Genomic DNA, 17,886 nt, shown 5'->3' with positions numbered 1-17,886 from the left:
CCCAAAAAGACTGTTTCATGCTTTGCATGAACAGTCTTTTTTTGATGTGTTTCACTGTTAAGTATGAATTTGCTGGGATGTACCGAATGCTGAGTGACTACTCGGATATCGGTGCATGGTCCAATAAATTTTTAAGTAAACGACAAACCTTTTGCAGTTCCTTGTACTGCTCCAAATACGCAAAAAGGGCTTTCAGGAGGCCTTTCTGAGGGTTCGATTTCAGAGCCTCTTCCTTTAAATGAGCGTAGATTTGCTGACACTCCTGTTTCTCCTCTGAACTCCACGAAGACAGCAGTATACTGTCTTCCAAGGAGTGGAGAAGGCTGTTAATTTGACGGCCTTGGTCAAAGGGATTACTTAGAGCACTTTCAGGCAACCAGCCTTGCTTGCTCCAGAACAAATGTGGAGCTGAATCAGCATTGTTCAGGCTGGTTGCCAAGGAACTGGATAAGAAGATGATAAACTGCGTTAGATGTTCAATCGTTTCATCATTCATCCGATCGGCAAAGAAGCGAATATATTCAAACACAATGCTTTTAAGTACAAAGGTCATATCCCATGCATGATCTTCAATGCTCGGTCCAAAAATATCAATCAGACAGTCGCGAACCCATTTGTACAATTTGTATTCATGATTCTCGAACGCGTAATTGAGATGTTCATTCTGAAAAATAAGCATGGAAGGCTCAGGAAGATCCATCATGAGATACACTTTGTTTTCAACGAGATTTTTCAAGTAAAGTACAATAAAACCATGTAGTTTATCGTGCTTAGAAAGATCAGGTTTACTGTAGAGAGCCCGGATGTCTTGTTCAATGTTATTTTCCAGAATGATACACATTTCTAGAGGGAGTTCTTCTTTTCCTTGAAAATATTTATAGAAGGATGCCTTCGCCATCCCACTTTCTTTGGCGATTTCTTCAACAGATGTTGAATAATAGCCTTTTCTGGAGAACAGCCGAATGGCCGCCTGTAAAATATCATTTTTTTTACTTTCCATACATACTTCCCCCTAGGGACCGACCAACTCGGCAGCATAAGAATTCACTTCATACCTCACAAAGGTTGGTCACGTGTGATAACTGTGTGCTGCTGTCTTTTGAGTTGACGGCGCATCTTGTACTTGGCCATGATCATATACAAGGACGGCACGACAAACAAGGTTAACAAGGTCGAGAATAACAAACCGAAAATGACGGTAAAAGCCAGTGGCTTAAAGAGCAGGCTTCCCAATAGTGCTAACGGAATCATACCTACAATAGCTGCCAAAGATGTCAATAAAATCGGTCTGAAGCGAGCGGCGGCTGCCTGTATTACGGCTTCCTTTAATTCCATTCCTTCATGGCGTGCATCCTCGATAAATTCAATTAACACAATCCCATTCCGCACAACAATGCCCGCGAGAGCAATAATTCCCATGATGCTCATAAAACCGATAGGCATACCGGTCAAGAAGATACCAATAATCCCGCCGGCTGCTGCCAGATACACGGTCGTCATAATAATAATAGGAATGGAGAGGGAATAAAATTGCATGGTAATCAAGAGTAAAATGAGCAAGACTACAACGATCGCTAGCTGTCCTAAGTCCTTGAATATGGTCGATTGGTCAGAGGTTTCTCCACCAACCTCCCATTTGTAGCCTTCTGGGAACTTCATTTGCGCCAGCTTACTTTCAACGTCAACCATCGCTTCGCTTGCAGTTCGTCCGTTCAAGTCGGCTTCCACCGTAATCGTCCGCTCCATATTGTAATGCTTGATTTGCTGAATAGCAAATGAAGGCTTAATCTGGACGAGCTGGTTTAATGGTATTTGCTTACCAGCTGTATTAACTACACTTAATTGTTGGAAAAGCTTACTTGGCTCCTCGTCACTGTGATTCAAATACATTTTAATATCAACCAGACTGTTTCCAGTATCAAATTGGCTGACTTGAGCTCCTTCTTTTAATAGAAGCAGGGTGCGAGTCAAATCTGTGTAGCTTACCAGGTACTGATCCATCGCTTGTTTGTTGACCTCAAGCTCCAATGCATATCGTTCAATTCCTATATCATCCACGATGCCTGTTGTGCCCTCTACTGTCGCGATCTGCTCCTTTGCTTTTTGGGCAAGGATTTGCAGTTCATTCAGGTTCTGACCTGAGATACGAATGGAAACGGGCTTGCCCACTGGAATCCCGAGACGAGGAACATACATCGTAACTGTAACTCCAGGGTAGGATTTCTTAACATGTTGTTCCCAAGCATCAACTGTCGTATTGAGATCGAATACGTTTTCTTTGCCGACGACAGCAATCTGCCCCACCGTTTCGTTATAACTAATATTTCCACCCATACTATTAATGTCACTAAACAGTTGTGGGGCAGTCCCTCCAGCGCTGTAGACGACCTTGGAAGTTTCAGGTTGCTTTTTCACCCAGCCTGCAAGGTCTTTAACGACCTGGTCGGTTTCCGCAATTGAAGTGCCTACAGGCATTTTTACATTTAGTGCAACATGAGGATCTTCCGACTCAGGAAAAAGTTCAACTGAGGTAAAGGGAACTAATCCATAGGCGGCTGTTCCAAGCATGAGTCCGACCATGGCTGTCAACAAGGGACGCTGAATGACCTTAGGCATCAGTTTTTGTGAATAGAGCTTATTTAAAGAATGAATCTGCTGGCCGAGCAAGCCTGCTGGTTTAGACTTACCCTGAGGGTGACGAGCCTGTCTGCGCTTCTCATACCATTCTCGAAAAATAGGGATGATGGTGAGCGACATAATCATAGAGGCAAGCATGGTCAGGGAGACAATAGCAGGAATGGGTTTAATAAAGGCACCTACATTTCCAGGAAGAAACAACAATGGCGCGAAAGCTGAGATGGTGGCCAGAGTTGCAACCAAAATAGAAAGCATGACCTCTTTGGTACCTTTTACAGCTGCGACTGAGGGCGATTCTCCTAATTCCGTAAGTCTACGCTCAATATTATCATTTACAACCACGGCATCATCCACGAGTATGCCCAGTACGATGATCAGACCGACAACGGATATCTGATTTAGAGTAATGCCGAACATAGGCAAAAAGATAATGGCAATCGAAACCGAAATAGGAATGGCCAGTGCGACAAATGCAGAGGTGAGCAAATTCAGCCCCAACATACAAACGAGAATAACGGCCGCAATCGCAAGAATCGTTTCACGCTTTAAGTCGTCAAAGATATGGCTTACCTGATCCTTTTGTGCAAAAAGAGTTTGAAAGTGAACACCTGCGGGGAGTGTTTTCTCCAGCTCTTTGAGCTTGGTATTGACCTTTTCACTCATAGAAGGGATGTCTGTGCCTGTTTCTGCTCCAATACTTAGCGTAATGGCCGGTTTACCCTCTACATAGGCAAAGTATTCTGTATTAGGATGTGCCAGCTCCGTTGTGCCGACATCTCTCAAATATACAGGATTACCTTCTTTGGTGCGTGTCAAAAGGACCTGATTCAATTCATCAGCTTTTTCGGTTTCGCGAACAATAAGTTGATAGGTACGTCCGTTGTATTCAATATTACCAGTAGGAACCCGATCAATTTGAGACTGGATCGCTTGAGCTACTTGTCCCCATGACAGTTGGTATTGCTGAAGCTTCTGATTGTCAATATGGACACGTACTTCTTGATCAGGGAGACCATTGAATTTGACGCTAGATACGCCAGAAATGGTATTAAGCTGGTCTTTCCAAGTTGTTGTTAAATCATTTAGTTTATACAGTGGTGCGGAAGAGTCAGCTGTTAGGGCATAGGAGCCAATAAAAGAGCTGGTTAGTTTGTCATTTACAACAGGCACTTCAGCGCCTTGAGGAAGATCAGCTTGTGCATCTTGCACTTTTTTACGCATATCATCCCAAACCGTTTGAGGATCAACTCCGTTTTTGGATTCGATTAAAATTGAGGAGAATCCGTTACCAGAAGTCGAACTAATCGTTTTAACACCTTCAACTTCCTTAATGCGTTTCTCCAGCTCTTTAGTTACGGTTTGTTCTACTTTTTGTGGTGAAGCACCAGGGTAGACTGTTGTTACCATAGCATTCTGTATGGTGACATCCGGCATTTCCTGCTGTGGTAACTGGAAAAAGCCGAAGATTCCGACCAAAATCAGCATGACAAAAAACAGCAATGTAATTTTGCGTTTTTTTACGATGTACTCAATCATGGGCGTCCGCCTTCTTCCGACTGAATCGCATTTCCATCAAATAGGTTTTCTGCCCCTTTAACGATAATACGTTCGCCTTCACGAAGTCCCGATACGATTTGCAACTGATTATCTACAACCTGATTACCAAGCTCCACAGGGGTTTTAACAGCTTTTCCTTGAATGTCTTTGAAAATAAAAGGCTTGCTTCCCGTGTTAATGACTGCTTCGGCAGGAACGAGAATCCCATTCTTGTCGGTCACCTGTTGAGCAGCTTTAATGACCTGACCGGGTAACCAGTCTCGCTGTGGATTGTTTATAACAATCTCTACGTTAACCCTTCCCGTGTCGGTGCTGGTTGAAGGATAGACGTTAGACACCGTACCTTGACGAGTCTCTTCATAGAGCGCCAATTCTACTTGTTGACCCTTTTTCCAATCCTTAATTTCACTGTCTGGTACAGGAAGCATTACTTTGAGGCGGTCGATGGAGCCTATGCGATAGACGGCTTGCCCTGACGCGACCAAATCACCTGTATTCACGATTTTGTCTAAGATTACACCGTTCACAGGAGAGATTAGACGTGTGCGTGAAAGTGCCAGTTCTGCCTGCCCCTTGGCAACAAGGGCTTTTTCGTAGTTGGCATGGGCTTGTTTTTGGGAAGCTGCAGCCTGTTCACTGGCCGCAAGGGCTTTGCTTTTACCTGCAAGCGCATCTTGAAAGGAAGCTTGGGCGGATTGATGATCTTCGGCTGTGGCTCCTTCCAGCAAAAGGGACAGGGATTCCTTGGCTTGTTCCAGGTCTTTCAGGGCTGCGGTAGCATTCAGGCGAGCATTTTCATTATCTGATGCGGTAGCAGCGCCTGCCTCAAACAGCTTCTGTGTACGCTCGCTATCCGTCTTGGCCTTGTTATAAGCGCTTTGTGCCTTATCTACAGTAGCTTGCGCTTGTTGTTTCTCTTGAGCACGTGCGCCTTTATTGATCTTGTTAACATTCGCGCGAGCTCCTGTAATGCCGGCATCGGCGGATTGAATCGCGGAGGTAGCAGCCTGTAAATTAGCCTGTGCGTTATCAATACCAGCCTGTGCCTCCAAGATGGAGGCTGTCGCCTGTGCCACCTGAAGCTTGTAGTCAGCGTCATCCAGACTAGCAATAACGGCGCCCTTCTGTACAGCAGTACCGACAGTGAGATATGCACTGGCTACAGTGCCTCCATTTTGGAAAGCCAGTGTGTTCTCCTCATAAGCCTGAAGAGTGCCTGACAAGTTATAGGCCGTATGAAGTGGCGTGGATTTGACGATTGCGGTGCGCACAACGGTTGGCTGTGCAGATGAACCTAGAGCGGCATCTTTTTTTTCTGTAGAACATCCGGTCATTGCGATGCTCAGGGATAAAGTGAATATGATGATGGCCCGTTGTTTATTCATGATTATCAATCCTTCCGATAGGGTCATAATTGGAGTTGTGAACTAACCAGTATTATTTGAACTAATAAGTTCAAATGTATTATAGTGCGCCGATATTGCATTCGTCAATTCATCGTTTTAGATTTTATGAATTAGTTGACGGGATTTTCGTAACTTTTGCCTATATAATAAGTCTATTAACATAAGAGGATTTTTTTGTTTATTGATAGAGTACACGCGCGGAACAAAACCGTTTGAATACATTGAAGATGGGAGCTATTATCCAAATGTTTTTAAGTAATAAGAAACAGAGTGAAGTGAAAGTTAATGGCAGAGGAATCGCTAAAAGATGGGCCGTGTTAACACTGGCAGGGGTATTATGGATCGGTCCGGTTGCTGGAACTGGGGCTCTAATCCCCTTGAATGGTTGGATGTCTGCTCCAATCGCAAGTGCAGCCTCTGGTTCAACTGTAAAATTGGGCGAAGAGATCATTACTTCGGGTGCAACATTATTGAAATATCGTTTTAAAGGTTCCAAAGGAACAGCGCTGGCTGATATCATTCGAGTGGACTTGCAAAATCCGTACGTTAAGCTGGATGTCATGACGGGGAAGAATGGACAGTTTACGACCCGTCAGAGCACAGGTGGCATGGCAAAAGAGACCGGGGCGGTTGCTGGTGTAAACGGGGATTATTTTAATACTTCCAGCGAGGGAGCGCCGATCGGTGGACAAGTATCCAAGGGTGTGTTGATGTCTACTCCGTCTGATTTAACGGGTATGTATGCCTTTGCTGTAACCAAGGATGGTTCTCCGATGGTGGAGCAGTTTACTTTTGAAGGTACAGTGAAAGCTGGAGATGGGTCGTCCTTCTCTTTGGCGGGGATGAACAAGGCTTCGTATTCCCCTGAGACGAGTGGGGGCAACTATAGTCACTCTAATGCTATGTATATTTATACATCTGCTTGGAAAGCAATTGAGCGCCCCAAAAACAGTTCGACAACGCCCACCGAGATATTGGTACAAAATGGTGTAGTTACACAAGTCTCCGACAATGCTACGTTGAATATGACCGTTCCGCAGGATGGCTATATTTTACGTACTCATGGTAAAGCCGCTGATTATGCCAAAGCGCATCTGACCGTGGGACAGACGGTAGAAACGAGTTATCATCTTCGTGTTAAATCGACAGGGAGTGAAGTAGATCCTTCTAACCTTCAAATGATGATTGGTGGACATACCATATTAGTAAATGACGGCCAGAAAACCTCTTTTTCCCGGAGCACAACAAGCATAGGCGGGACGCGTGCGCGTACAGCTCTGGGATATTCTCGTGACAAGCGTTACGCTTATGTCATTGCTGTTGAGAAGAATGGGAATAGCGTTGGTGTATCCCTGAGCGAGCTGCAAACGCTGATGAAAGATATTGGCGTCTGGAAGGGTATGAACCTTGACGGGGGCGGCTCTACCACCATGGTGACTCGTGATTTGGGAGATACGACAGCGGGGCTTACGTTCAATACAGAATATGGCACAGAGCAACGTAGTATTGTAAATGGAGTAGGGGTATATACCAATGCTCCTAAAGGAACGCTCAAAGGCTTCACCATCAAGGGCAATAAAACGCTGCTGATTGGACAGACCGGAAGCTATTCCTTCAAAGGGTATGACAACTACTACAATCCATTTGATACCTCGAAAGTACAAGTGACGTGGAAATCCAGCAATCCGGCTGTTGTATCAGTGAGCGGCGGCGTTGTAAAGGGAGCCAAACCAGGAACGGCTACTTTAACGGCATCCAGTGGCTCAGCCAGCGCTACAACCAAGGTCACGGTGCTTGGAGCAGATGAAATTTCATCACTTACCGCAGGCACTGGAACTGGCTCGCTTACCGCTGGAGCTAAAATCGCTGTACCGGTAACGGCAAAGACAAAAGATGGACAGAGTGTCAGCATTACGTCAGATGCGCTCAAATGGGAGTTCATCGGCTTTAAGGGAAGTGTCAAGGACAATCAGCTTACGGTAAATACGGTGGATGCAGGCGTAAAAACGGGCTATGCCATCGGTCGCTATGATGGTTTCAGCGCTGTCGTCTTCTTGTCTGCTGGCGGAGCAAGTACAAACAACTGGGAGAACTTCGAAAATGTTTCGTATTCGGTTGATTTTACTTCGAATGTGGAAGGTGTTACTGGCACAGCGGCTGTTGTACAAGGAGATGGCGACCATGCCAATTCCAAAGTGCTAGAGCTGAACTACGATATGACGAACGGCAGTGGTAAAATGTATGCTTACGCTCAATTGAACGGCACATCCGGTAAAACGCTTGAACAGGCGGCTACTTCCATCTCGATTGATGTCAGAGGGGATAAGAGTCTGAACTGGCTGCGCGCAGAGCTAGAGGATGCTCAAGGCAAAACAGCATATATTGATCTCGCTAAAGTGATCGACTGGAACGGCTGGAAAACCATTAACGCAGATATGAGCGGTTTGAATATTTCGTATCCGGCGAAGCTGAAGCGTCTTTATGTGGTCAATGTGGCAGAGGGTCAGGACGAGCGCGCTAAAACAGGCAATGTTGCTTTTGATAATATTTCTTTTAATACACCGGGAACGGTCGGTACAGAAGGACTCAAAAAAGGAACAGCTCAAATGACGATCGGGCAAAAATCAATGACGGTGAACGGAACGCCGACCACGATTGATGCCGCTCCGATGACTCGCGATGGTTCAACGTATGTTCCGATCAAGTATGTACTGGACGCATTTGGCGGACAAGCCAAATGGAATGCGGGCGATCAGCGGATCACCATTATGCGCGGCGGTGTACTGATGGATTTGACCGTAGGGAAAAAAGAAGTTGTTCTGAACGGGAAGCGTCAAAGCACTGATGTTGCACCCGTTGTGCTAGGAGGCAGGACTTTAGTCCCGTTAAGACTCGTGTCTGAGCAGTTAGGAATGACTGTAAAATGGGAACAAGAAACGAAGACCATCACCCTTCAGTCATGATATGGTATGATATATACTTGAAATGCTAGGATTGGAGTAGAACATTTGTGGACTTTCAAGCCGATATCATAGACCGAGTCATTAAAAATGCCATCCAGGTGATGGAGAACAGCAAATATCAGATGTTCGAAATATTGGACACGGCCCGGACCGAGCTGGTCACGTTAAATCAGGAGCTCCAGAGCGTCTTGAAGGAAACGGCAGAAACGATCGAAAAGGTGGACCAGCTGGAAATGAACTATCGGCGGTCCCGCATTCGGTTGACTGAGGTCAGCCGTGACTTCGTTCGCTATTCGGAAGAGGATATCAAGCAGGCTTATGAGAAGGCAACACAGCTTCAACTCGATGTGATGATTTTCCGTGAGAAGGAAATGTATCTCAAAGCCAGAAGAGATGATCTTCAAAAGCGAGCCAAAAGTGTCGAGGCTTCTGTCGAGCGTGCCGAAACCATCGGTTCGCAGATGGGGGTCGTGCTGGAATATTTGTCGGGCGAATTGGGACAAGTGACGCGGATCATCGAATCGGCCAAAAACCGGCAGTTTATTGGTCTGAAAATTATTTTAGCTCAGGAAGAGGAGCGCAAACGCATATCCCGTGAAATTCACGATGGACCTGCGCAGCTCCTTGCGCATCTAGTGCTTAGGACGGAAATTGTGGAAAGAATGATCGCCAAGCAGGAATTTAAGATGGTTCAGGACGAAATAGTAGACTTGAAGAAACAGGTTCGCTCCAGTCTTGAGGAAATGCGAAAGGTCATTTTCAATTTGCGTCCTATGGCCCTGGATGACCTGGGACTTATTCCGACGCTCCGGAAATATGTGCAGGATTTTGAAGAAAAAACGAAGATTAGATCGCTTTTTGAAACAAGGGGCAAGGAACACCGTCTCTCTTCCGCGATGGAAGCAGCCATTTACCGTCTGATCCAGGAAGCTTTGACCAACGCTGCCAAGCATGCTTATCCTACCTATGTGCTTGTTGAGATTACCTATCAGGCGCAGCTTGTAAAAATCGTGGTGCAGGATAATGGTTTGGGCTTCAAGCCAGAGCTTTTTCAGCAAAAAAGCAAAGATCATGGGCATTTTGGTCTGATTGGTATGCGGGAAAGGGTTGAACTGCTCGAGGGGAGAATGGAGATCGAATCAGCTGAGAATCAAGGCACCAAGATAGTGATTCATATCCCAACCAACGTGGAAAAGGGAAAGGAGTAACAACATGGAAAATCAGGAAATTAGCAATGCACCCATTAAAGTTCTCTTAGCGGACGATCATCAGTTGTTCCGTGAAGGACTTAAACGTATTTTGAATATGGAGGACGACATTGAGGTCATCGGAGAATGTGGCGACGGTATTCAAGTGTTGGAATTCTGTAACGTAGAGAAACCGGATATTGTTCTTATGGACATTAATATGCCAATTGAAAATGGTGTAGAGGCAACCGAAAAACTGCGTGAGATGTTCCCGGATGTCAAAGTTATCATTTTATCCATTCATGATGATGAAAGCTATGTATTCGAGACGTTGCGCAAGGGAGCCAATGGTTATTTGTTAAAAGATATGGAGGCCGAGTCCCTCATTAATGCAATTCGTTCGGTTCATGAAGGATATGCGTTTATCCATCCGAAGGTAACGGGTAAACTCATTCAGCAGCTTCGCCGGATGACCTACTTGAACGAAACAGGGGCTATGGCTGAAGGTCATACCAAGGAAGCCGGCGTGAAGTTTGTCGCAGGTGAAAATAATCCATTGACCCGTCGTGAAGCTGAAGTGCTGCGTCTGATGGCTGAAGGTAAGAGCAACAAGATGATCGGTGAATATTTATTCATTAGTGAGAAAACGGTCAAAAACCATGTCAGCAGCATTCTGCAAAAAATGGAGGTTGATGACCGTACACAAGCAGTTATTAACTCAATCAAATATGGATGGGTTACGCTGTAAAGTGTAGTTTTTCCATGCATTAGACGATGTAGCTGCTAATAGATATGAATGCTGCACCGCCTTTCTTTTGGAGCGATATGTCCGCTCATACGGAAACCCAGTACATAACCGTGACACCTCTTCCTGTTATACGGCATATATTGTCGCTATAGGAGGAGGTGGAACCCTCGTGACGGCTCACTTGGTTTGGATATTGCTTATATACGGTGTGGGAGCCGCAGTCGTTCATCTTATGTATATACGACAGGCGGTTCAGGCTTATCACAATGGTGAAGATTCACGCGCAATATCTCCGGGTCATCGTGCGACTCGCTATATTGTGATTACGTCCAATGACGGAGATCGTGTGGAATGGGTGATGCGTTCGCTGAACATACTTGCCTGGCTACACCGGAGGCCGCTACATGTGACAGTACTGGATGATGAATCTATGGACGATACGCTACCGATTCTGACACGGTTAGTGCGCTATAGTCATATGGATGTTTCAGTCATTTCAAGTCGTTTTTCACCGGGGAACCCGGTCTTACCGAAGTCAGGCGGTGAAAAGCAGGTTGTTATTGATCTTAGAACGGTCAAGTCGTTGGCGGACGCCCCACTTGTTCCTTAGCGACAGGGGATTGTGGACATCGTGGTCAAAATCGGATATAAATGTTTATAAACAGTTGCATAGGCAAGACGACAGGGATCTCATTGAGATCTACTTGATGTGAAGCACACTTCAGGCTATTAGCCATAGGAGTGTGCTTTTTTGCTGTTCTCTGGGGTGACAAGAACCGCAAGAATCATGAATGGGAGGAGAAGGGGAAGGTGAAAATTGCAGTATATGCAGTGAGGTATAAAGGGAATTGGACTCTCCGATTATCTGTGGATATTCGAGTAGATATGACATGGTGGATGAATCAAGATGAGGGACAAGAGAATGTTGTCGAAAGATGGGTGTTATTAGGAGATGAGCTTCCCTTGTCCTGGGGGACAAAGCTGTGCGAAACATTTAAGGAATTAGCAGATATGGAGCGATGGGGAAAACGGCAGTGGTGGGCTTATATTCTCGCACAGCTAAAAAGTGAACTGGCTCCTGAGCCTTTTGACGGAGAACGGATTTTATCTGGAGGAGTAGAAAATATATGCATTTGGGATGGTGGACAAGGGTGGACTTCTCGCACAGAAAGTAGGAATGAGGGACGAGAAACAAACGGAGGTTTACGTTCTATTCAAAAAAGGAGCCTCGTCACGGGAATTGATGGATTGGATAGGGAGTGTTTAACACGACAAGCGAATGAGCTGGTTAATTTGTTGTCAGGACGCCAGTTACTCGTTCCGGAAGCCGAAGCGCTACTGGCAGAGGCAGCGCCAGGTTTGGAGCGTACTTGGCGATCCGCTGCACAGCTTGCATATCTGCAGGGCCGACTCAGCTTTGCTGCTGGCCTCGCTCCAGCACCACGTACGCGCTGGTCTGCCGCGCGTACGCATGAACTCCGCTGCAACCGTTGTGGCAGCGGGCTAGTGCACCGCACGAGCTGTGCGTCGTGCGGACGTAAGGCGTGCGCTTACTGCGAGACATGTCTCGCGCTGGGGCGCAGCCGTGAATGCTCGCTGCTGCTGCGCGGTGCAGCGAAACCCGCCCTGCCACACACAGCAGGCACAGCCCCGGCGACGGAACTCGACCGCTGGAGGCTGAGCCCTGCACAGCGTGCCGCCGCCGAAGCGGCGCTGCGCTTTTTGGCCGCACCGCACGGCGAAGTGCAGGGACGTTTTCGCCCGGAAGGCCGTGGGCTCCGGGCGTTGTTCCGGCGCGACATGGTTGCGTGCCGGGGATCAGGTGCTGCCGCTTCGCAGGGCAGCCCCCTTGCCCGCAGCAGGCAGTCTTCGCCAAAACCTGGCGAAGGTGCAAGGTATAGCGCTGATCGGCAAGGGCACGTTATTACGGTAGAACGTTTTCTGCTCTGGGCTGTAACAGGCGCAGGCAAGACGGAAATGATGTTTCCGCTCTTGCAATATGTGTTGGACCACGGAGGGACGGCACTTGTGGCAACACCACGCCGCGATGTGGTACTTGAGTTAGCGCCTCGTTTGGCCATTGCTTTTCCCAATGTGAGCATGGTGACGCTCTATGGGGGGAGCGTAGAACGCTGGCAAAGGGGACAGCTGACACTGGCAACGACACACCAGCTATTGCGTTATCGTCAAGCCTTTGACTTGGTTGTGATTGACGAGATTGACGCGTTACCATAGATAACAATCTACACACGATTATCTGTAAACCACTCTCTTTATTTCAGCAGGGATAAAATGCCCCTTGCGTCCGTGAGGTTTTACAACATCAGTGTATAACTCGATCTCTTTGAACATTTCCAAGATCAGTTCATGTTTCTCTATGTCATTTATAACAGCCCAAAGATCAGGAAGCTCAAAAAGTATATCTAACGGTTCAGATTCGTTTTTGGGCTCCAAAGGAAGTTGATCTAATTGTGCCAAAATAGCAACTTCGTTTTGGCGCTCGTCAGAATTGTGGGCTCGAAGCTCACTTTCATCGATCAGATCATCAGCGTACATACGCTGCCACTTTTTACGTCGTTCTTTGACTTTCTCCAGCTCTTTCAACAAGATTTCACGCTGAGATTCTACAGGAGAAATTTCTTTAGTAACTGCAACTTCTTTTATTTGATCATGGTCCAGCGAAATTCCCTCTATCCATTCCATCACCAGCTTTTCGACCAGTTCCTGTCTAAACATGGGCATATCGCAACCCTTTCCGGTTTGCCGACTAACACACATATAAGAAGTTATTTTATTGTAGCTGCCATCTTTACGCTTATTCTGGTGATAGCGTCCACTCATTTTCGCACCGCATCTTCCACAGATTAGCACACCAGAAAACCAATATTCACGTACTTTAGAATGTCCAGTAAACGAGCGACGGTGCATTTCTGCTTTGTGCTCTTCATATTCCTCCCAAGTAAAAATTTTGGGATGATTAGAATCCTGAAATATAAGATCCACTACGCCTTCCTTTTTTCGACTTGCATACTTGCCGTTTGCCTTTTTAGAGCCATAACGAAGCTTACCGGCATAGTAAGGGTTATCGAGGGAATACCAAACAGAAAATGCTGTCCACTTATATCCTCTTCTAAGTAGTCCCATTCCATTTAATTTAACCGCTACTGCCTTTATCCCATCTCCACCCATGTATATCGTGCGCAACAGATGCAGCACGGCTGCTTCATCCTCAATTATTGTTTCGTCCTTACCATATCCATAAGGAATTGGGCCACCAGGACGACGTCCTTCCATAACCATTTGCTCCATGCCGAAGCGCACGCGTTCGGCTGTATTCTCACGCTCCCATTGGGCTATATCAGCCACAAGACGAATGAAAAGTCTTCCTGTTGCTGTTCTGGTTTCAAATGACTCTGTACAGGATTGGAACTTGACTGAATTGGCCTCAAAAAGCTTAAGAAGCTGATCACAGTCTGTCGAGGAACGTGTCATGCGATCCAATTTGTAGACCAAGACCACATCAAACAATTTATTACTAACGTCTTTCATCATGCGTTGCATCTCAGGCCGCTTCAGATCCTTTGCAGACCATCCATCATCTATATAGACCTCAGCTATCTCCCAGTCCTGCGAATCTGCGTAGGCCAAAAGACGGCGTTTCTGAGCCTCAATGCTAAAGCCTTCATTAGCCTGCTCATCTGTACTCACCCGGATGTATATTGCTGCTTTCATAATGTCCCCCATATATCACGAATGTTTGTTCTGATGATGAACTAAAAGAAAAGCCCTTGCGGGCGTCTTGTGCATAATAATTGTATCGAAACAGCAAACGATTAGGAATTTCATTTGTTTTCATCTCAAAAACATTATTTATGATTGCTTTGTTAGTGAAATTTCAGATCCAGTTTTACTTGATGTAGGGGTTTTGCGAGCAGGCATGTACTCACAACTTTCCTGCTGAAGTTCCTTGAAATAAGAAATTCGTTTTAGTAAAGTTTTGGACACCATTGTGATGTTTATTTTACTCAAATCAATGTCCCCATATGGCACTGCTATCTCAATTAAATTGAAGTCAGATAAAAAAGAAGTCTGAGCTTTTTCACGTGGTTTCACTTCGACTTTTTTAACAACATGCTTTGTGCCATTTGGTTTTGAGGGAACAGTATCCACAACCTTTGGTGTACGGAATCCCTGTATGAGACCATTGATTATAGGGACAAAAAAAATAAGGGCTAGAATTAAGTCTATAACTTTCCCCCACCAGGCAATTTCCCATAAGAAAATAGTAAATATACCTATGAAAGCAAGTGAGAATAAATTTCTAATTCCCTTCCCAAACAATATGGCTAAAAGAATAACTACGATTATGATAACCACCAAAATCATCCTTATTACTAACCCCATCGGTTGGGGGATTTGCTCATGTTATCTTGTAAATATTTGCGCGATGACAAAAATTGTCGAATGATTTCCTAAAAATCCTTTTTTTCATGTAAGGAATGGGGATATATAATGTAATTGTCAATAGTGCAAAAAAACGAAGTCTCCTAGATTCTTGAAACAATAGGTTGAGTACTAACGTATACAATTATACTGTGCAAAACATGAAATTAATCCAGATATTGAACGAAAGATTGGAAGTGACCATCATGAGTAGTACAGACAGATCTAAAAATGATGAGAGAGTAGAGCCACAACAAATAGAAAGGTTGAACCCGGATTTAATTCTTATTCTTTCCGCGTGCAACCCGAATGATCTCCATACTGTCTTTAATCATTTCAATAAACTCAGGGTCTGAAGGAGATAAGCCCATTTTTTGGGCTTCCTCTTCTAACAAACGAATAGTTTCGTTTGCGTTGTTATAGTTTCTTTTGTCTTGTTGATCTCCATTATCACTTTCTCTGCTATACTCCTTTCCATCAAGTAAAACAATTTTCAACAACTCCAGTTTTTCCTCCATGTTAATGACAGCGAACAAATCCTTCCACTCGAATGTTTCTGACGGATCATCCCCATTTAATGGCATTTTAACATGCCCCAAAGCAGCATTTAAAAATTGGGTTATATCCTCTCCCACCTGAATCTTTTGTTTTACAAAATCAGGTGCTTTTTCTATATAAGCTGCCATGATTAATTCTTCAGCATCTCCTCCGGTTACTTTAGCAATAGCACGGTTAAGTTCGTCTGAGGTAGGTGGAGTTTTTCCGTTTTGCAAACGACTGAGATGTTCACGACTCATTGATAATCCTTCTTTTTCTAATCGACTGCATATCTCCTCTAATGTAAGCCTGGATTTTTTAATATACTCCTTTAATAAATCAGAGTATTTCATCTATATAACAACTCCTTCGCGATTAGGTTCAATTATCTCATAGTTGACAAAAAAGTATCAACATATACATGTTTGATATTTTTTTATCACTTATTGTTGACAAATAAAATCAATGTGATAATATAAATCACATAAAGTTGATTTAAAAAATCACATTCTGTTTGGAGGTGATGTGACAATGCAAAAGTATTCTGAGTTGCTGGCTAATGCCATTAAAAAAAGCGGCTTAAAGTTAGATAAAATATGCTCTTTAGTTGGCGATATCACCGGAAATGTGCTCACTAAACATTATCTCAGTAAGTTGCAAAACGGAAAAACTTCACCAGCTTCAGATAAGCTCAATGATGCATTGGCTACTGTACTAGGTGTTAATCCAATTGAACTAAAAGCTTCAGCATACTACGAAAAAATACCACATGAAATTTTAGATCATCTAAATAGTATTGCTGCAAAGGAAGTGGGTTAGATGAAACCAGAGAAGATGAGTGATGAAGCTTGGAAAAAAACACACATACGCGTTGCCAGCTTGCGAAAGAAATACATTAAAGAACTCAAAACGCTTTTAAACTCAAGAACTAAAGCATCGTAGGAGGTTTAGCCTATGCGCTTCTACTGGATACGATCCACATCCCGAGCTTGTTTTATCGCTGCTGTTGTAACACGTGTGAATACGGGCGGAATGGCGCTTGACAAAGCGTTTGAGTACACGCTGAGTCTTGAACGCCAAGCCAAAAATACACATCTAATCTCCAATCGTGAAATTAAGTCCCTGAAACGGGATATCGAAGCGGTAATGCGGAGAATAGAAGAAACCCGCCGGGCTGTACCGGCACCAGCGGGTTGAGGGGATACGGGGGAAGAACTTACAACTTAATATTACATCAGCCCTCTGTCCAAAATCATCCTATCAAATTGGACAAAGGAGGCATTTGAACAATGGCAATTGGACATTTTTCAGGAGCACTTGAGGAAGTGCTGAAACGAACTGGTGATACTTTGGCAAAGGCAGGAAAAGCAACGAATGTTGACGGATCTCAAATCGGAAAAATCATTAAGGGCAGTCGTAAGCCATCGAAGGAGGTCATGAAACAGGCGGCTCAACATTATGATGACAGCCGATTGTACATCGCGGCAGCTGGGGAAGTAACAGGCGGTGCCTTTGCCCCCTGGCTGGACAATGTAGACCTACATAGGGCAAGCGTGCTTTTTAAAACGATAGAGGAAATGCGAGAGGTTCTTACATTATCTGCTGAGGTTCCTATTAGTAAGACTGCTGACCAGCTCACAGAATCCGAACGCCAAAATATGAAGCGTCTGCTAATGGAGACGGTTGAAGCTATTACGGCCCTTACCCACTTTGCGGCGGTGCTATGTAAGGAATATTCCTTTAGTTGGCTTGCGACATGGAAAGAACATCGCGCTGACTTGAAGGCTAAAAAATATATGAAATGAGGTTTGTATATGAACAGAAGTTTGTTGGTTGCTGAAGCTGTTCAGGCTGGCAAGAACTCGAAACATAACTTGCGCTTAATTCAAAGTAATCCGGATGTAATGATTCCTGGAAAGCTGGGTAACGCAGAGGAATATTTAAATCGCATGATTCGATTTGCGGAAGTAGAAATGAAAAATGCCCGCCGGCTAGGGCGGACACTCACTTTGAGAACTCGACTAAAGTCTCTTGTGCTGCTTATTTTATCTCCTTCTGCGGCAGAAAGCAAGGGTGAACGCGTATGACGCAGCAAATGGCAGAAAAAATCATCCAGAATTACGCTACATCCGCCCGAGCGCTACGCGAAAATACAGCCGCGTTAACGGCCTCCCTTTCTTCGGGATTGCCCGAACCGGAGCAATTGGACCGGATATGGGCTGAACGCGATGCGGTTTATATGCAATGGTCCAATGCAGCGGCAAGCCTTCGGGAGCTGCCTATAGAATATTCTGCACGAGTGCTATGCGAGATTGAACAGTTGCCAACGATTTAGGACAAGCTGGCACAATTGGCAGCGGCGTATTGTTCGTTTGGAAGAATAATTTAACAGCCTAAGGGCTTTAACC

General features: G+C 45.0%; 16 protein-coding genes and 1 pseudogene. 11 read left to right on the top strand and 6 right to left on the bottom strand.

Annotated elements, in window-relative coordinates:
* Positions 1–97: 97 nt before the first annotated feature.
* From MKX30_RS17265 to MKX30_RS17255, 3 genes are read right to left on the bottom strand one after another with little or no spacing between them, the layout of a single operon-like run.
* The gene (locus MKX30_RS17265; protein ID WP_028542162.1) at positions 98–1,000 is read right to left on the bottom strand and encodes a TetR/AcrR family transcriptional regulator; all 903 of its coding nucleotides are present in this window, start codon (positions 998–1,000) and stop codon (positions 98–100) included.
* Positions 1,001–1,056: 56 nt separating this feature from the next.
* Complete coding sequence (locus tag MKX30_RS17260) at positions 1,057–4,173, bottom strand: efflux RND transporter permease subunit (protein WP_068938909.1); 3,117 nt, start codon at positions 4,171–4,173, stop codon at positions 1,057–1,059.
* Positions 4,170–5,579 (bottom strand): efflux RND transporter periplasmic adaptor subunit, encoded by a 1,410-nt coding sequence (locus MKX30_RS17255; protein WP_341063144.1) that lies wholly within the window; start codon positions 5,577–5,579, stop codon positions 4,170–4,172. Before MKX30_RS17255 ends, MKX30_RS17260 begins: the two co-directional genes overlap by 4 nt.
* 266 nt (positions 5,580–5,845) lie before the next feature.
* Between MKX30_RS17255 and MKX30_RS17250 the strand changes: the two genes are divergently transcribed.
* The 5 genes and pseudogenes from MKX30_RS17250 to MKX30_RS17230 form a co-directional block, all read left to right on the top strand.
* Positions 5,846–8,563, top strand: coding sequence for a stalk domain-containing protein (locus MKX30_RS17250; protein WP_068938905.1), 2,718 nt, complete (start codon positions 5,846–5,848; stop codon positions 8,561–8,563).
* A gap of 47 nt (positions 8,564–8,610) precedes the next feature.
* Positions 8,611–9,771 carry a sensor histidine kinase gene (locus tag MKX30_RS17245; RefSeq protein ID WP_013312293.1) on the top strand — a complete coding sequence of 387 codons (1,161 nt, stop codon included), beginning with the start codon at positions 8,611–8,613 and terminating at the stop codon, positions 9,769–9,771.
* Between the two features lie 4 nt (positions 9,772–9,775).
* Positions 9,776–10,498, top strand: a complete 723-nt coding sequence (locus tag MKX30_RS17240) for a response regulator (RefSeq protein WP_007432713.1) — start codon at positions 9,776–9,778, stop codon at positions 10,496–10,498.
* Positions 10,499–10,667: 169 nt separating this feature from the next.
* Positions 10,668–11,108, top strand: coding sequence for a hypothetical protein (locus tag MKX30_RS17235; RefSeq protein ID WP_025719114.1), 441 nt, complete (start codon positions 10,668–10,670; stop codon positions 11,106–11,108).
* A 200-nt stretch (positions 11,109–11,308) separates the two neighbouring features.
* A pseudogene (locus tag MKX30_RS17230) lies at positions 11,309–12,730 on the top strand (DEAD/DEAH box helicase); the annotation flags it as partial.
* A gap of 21 nt (positions 12,731–12,751) precedes the next feature.
* Here MKX30_RS17230 and MKX30_RS17225 read toward each other — a convergent pair.
* The 3 genes from MKX30_RS17225 to MKX30_RS17215 all read right to left on the bottom strand — a co-directional run bounded on the left by MKX30_RS17225 (position 12,752) and on the right by MKX30_RS17215 (position 15,831).
* A complete protein-coding gene (locus MKX30_RS17225; protein WP_341063142.1) occupies positions 12,752–14,230 on the bottom strand; it encodes a recombinase family protein in 1,479 nt (492 codons plus the stop codon).
* Positions 14,231–14,368: 138 nt separating this feature from the next.
* A complete protein-coding gene (locus tag MKX30_RS17220; protein ID WP_341063140.1) occupies positions 14,369–14,884 on the bottom strand; it encodes a hypothetical protein in 516 nt (171 codons plus the stop codon).
* Between the two features lie 335 nt (positions 14,885–15,219).
* A complete protein-coding gene (locus MKX30_RS17215) occupies positions 15,220–15,831 on the bottom strand; it encodes a helix-turn-helix domain-containing protein (RefSeq protein WP_341063139.1) in 612 nt (203 codons plus the stop codon).
* 178 nt (positions 15,832–16,009) lie between these two features.
* On the opposite strand from MKX30_RS17215, the gene MKX30_RS17210 reads away from it, so the two are divergent.
* From MKX30_RS17210 to MKX30_RS17185, 6 genes are all read left to right on the top strand, one after another.
* Entirely contained in the window at positions 16,010–16,297 is a 288-nt protein-coding gene (locus MKX30_RS17210) for a helix-turn-helix domain-containing protein (protein WP_110455552.1), read from the top strand.
* Positions 16,298–16,420 (top strand): hypothetical protein, encoded by a 123-nt coding sequence (locus tag MKX30_RS17205; RefSeq protein ID WP_341063138.1) that lies wholly within the window; start codon positions 16,298–16,300, stop codon positions 16,418–16,420.
* Between the two features lie 12 nt (positions 16,421–16,432).
* A complete protein-coding gene (locus MKX30_RS17200) occupies positions 16,433–16,675 on the top strand; it encodes a hypothetical protein (protein WP_341063137.1) in 243 nt (80 codons plus the stop codon).
* A 92-nt stretch (positions 16,676–16,767) separates the two neighbouring features.
* The gene (locus MKX30_RS17195; RefSeq protein WP_341063135.1) at positions 16,768–17,283 is read left to right on the top strand and encodes a helix-turn-helix transcriptional regulator; all 516 of its coding nucleotides are present in this window, start codon (positions 16,768–16,770) and stop codon (positions 17,281–17,283) included.
* A gap of 9 nt (positions 17,284–17,292) precedes the next feature.
* Entirely contained in the window at positions 17,293–17,565 is a 273-nt protein-coding gene (locus tag MKX30_RS17190; RefSeq protein ID WP_341063134.1) for a hypothetical protein, read from the top strand.
* Entirely contained in the window at positions 17,562–17,813 is a 252-nt protein-coding gene (locus MKX30_RS17185; RefSeq protein WP_341063133.1) for a hypothetical protein, read from the top strand. Before MKX30_RS17190 ends, MKX30_RS17185 begins: the two co-directional genes overlap by 4 nt.
* Positions 17,814–17,886 lie beyond the last annotated feature (73 nt).

It is taken from the genome of Paenibacillus sp. FSL P2-0173 (genome assembly GCF_038008045.1).
GTDB lineage: Bacteria > Bacillota > Bacilli > Paenibacillales > Paenibacillaceae > Paenibacillus > Paenibacillus polymyxa_B.
The sequence above is the reverse complement of the archived record's forward strand: the minus strand, read 5'-3'. Positions and strand labels throughout refer to the sequence as shown.

Bases quoted from the DNA above. Each gene is read 5' to 3' on its own strand.
- MKX30_RS17240 (WP_007432713.1), top strand. From the start codon at position 9,776: ATGGAAAATCAGGAAATTAGCAATGCACCCATTAAAGTTCTCTTAGCG.
- MKX30_RS17210 (WP_110455552.1), top strand. From the start codon at position 16,010: ATGCAAAAGTATTCTGAGTTGCTGGCTAATGCCATTAAAAAAAGCGGC.
- MKX30_RS17225 (WP_341063142.1), bottom strand. From the start codon at position 14,230: ATGAAAGCAGCAATATACATCCGGGTGAGTACAGATGAGCAGGCTAAT.
- MKX30_RS17250 (WP_068938905.1), top strand. From the start codon at position 5,846: ATGTTTTTAAGTAATAAGAAACAGAGTGAAGTGAAAGTTAATGGCAGA.
- MKX30_RS17255 (WP_341063144.1), bottom strand. From the start codon at position 5,579: ATGAATAAACAACGGGCCATCATCATATTCACTTTATCCCTGAGCATC.
- MKX30_RS17190 (WP_341063134.1), top strand. From the start codon at position 17,293: ATGAACAGAAGTTTGTTGGTTGCTGAAGCTGTTCAGGCTGGCAAGAAC.
- MKX30_RS17265 (WP_028542162.1), bottom strand. From the start codon at position 1,000: ATGGAAAGTAAAAAAAATGATATTTTACAGGCGGCCATTCGGCTGTTC.
- MKX30_RS17260 (WP_068938909.1), bottom strand. From the start codon at position 4,173: ATGATTGAGTACATCGTAAAAAAACGCAAAATTACATTGCTGTTTTTT.
- MKX30_RS17200 (WP_341063137.1), top strand. From the start codon at position 16,433: ATGCGCTTCTACTGGATACGATCCACATCCCGAGCTTGTTTTATCGCT.
- MKX30_RS17215 (WP_341063139.1), bottom strand. From the start codon at position 15,831: ATGAAATACTCTGATTTATTAAAGGAGTATATTAAAAAATCCAGGCTT.
- MKX30_RS17185 (WP_341063133.1), top strand. From the start codon at position 17,562: ATGACGCAGCAAATGGCAGAAAAAATCATCCAGAATTACGCTACATCC.
- MKX30_RS17205 (WP_341063138.1), top strand. From the start codon at position 16,298: ATGAAACCAGAGAAGATGAGTGATGAAGCTTGGAAAAAAACACACATA.
- MKX30_RS17220 (WP_341063140.1), bottom strand. From the start codon at position 14,884: ATGATTTTGGTGGTTATCATAATCGTAGTTATTCTTTTAGCCATATTG.
- MKX30_RS17195 (WP_341063135.1), top strand. From the start codon at position 16,768: ATGGCAATTGGACATTTTTCAGGAGCACTTGAGGAAGTGCTGAAACGA.